Source organism: Neobacillus bataviensis (assembly GCF_019969725.1).
Genome location: NZ_JAHXYW010000061.1, coordinates 1 through 449, shown reverse-complemented (window position 1 = coordinate 449; position 449 = coordinate 1). Strand labels below are relative to the sequence as shown.

The 449-nt window shown below is 63.7% G+C and carries 1 protein-coding gene; it reads right to left on the bottom strand.

Translation table 11 applies throughout. The annotated features are described in order from the left end of the window. On the bottom strand, positions 1–449 hold a 449-nt coding region (locus tag LC455_RS31140; RefSeq protein WP_223596810.1), incomplete at both ends, for a radical SAM protein.

Sequence of the window (449 nt, the reverse complement as noted above, 5' to 3'; positions counted from 1 at the left end):
GAACAGGTGCGGAAGATGCGCATAGCCATACACCGCCAGTCGATCCGGACGCAGCGCCAGCACCAGTTCCAGGGTGCGGCCGAAGCCCTGCAGACTCTGCCCTGGCAGGCCGTAGATCAGATCGACGTTGACCGAACGCATGCCGCTGTCGCGGCACGCACGCAGGATATCCAGCGTCTGCCGTACGCCCTGCACCCGGTTGATCGATTCCTGCACCTGCGGGTCGAAATCCTGCACGCCCAGGCTGGCGCGGTTGAAGCCCAGCCGGGCCAGCATCGCCACATCGCTGGTGTCGATGAAACGCGGGTCCAGTTCTATGGAAAAATCACGCTGCGACGAACCGCTGAAATCGAAGCGGCGGCGCAGGCCCTCGACCAGTGCGGTCATCGCATCGGCATCGAGGAAATTCGGCGTACCACCGCCGAGGTGCAGCTGGATCACTTCACGAC